A 248-nucleotide genomic window follows, 5' to 3' on the forward strand; every position below is an offset into this window, starting at 1 on the left:
ACTTCCCCGGTCCTGCGGTCCACCACGACCGGCACCGTGTCGCCAGCGTAGTCGAGGAACAGCTTTTCGCCTCCGGCATGGCTCTGGCGCATGACCAGCGGCAGGCGGCCTTCCCACCGGCGGAACAGATCGCAGAACCGGCTATAGCGATATCCGTCTGGATGCTCGGCGCGGTACTCCTCCCAGAGCACCTGCAGCGTCACGTGTTTGCGCTTCAGTTCGCGCGCTACCACCGGCCAGTCCGGCTC

The 248-nt window shown here is 66.1% G+C and carries 1 pseudogene; it reads right to left on the reverse strand.

From position 1 onward, the window contains the following. Positions 1–248 (reverse strand): annotated as a pseudogene (locus tag ACYPYD_RS24215) (IS21 family transposase); the annotation flags it as partial.

The organism is Novosphingobium sp. 11B (assembly GCF_054589055.1).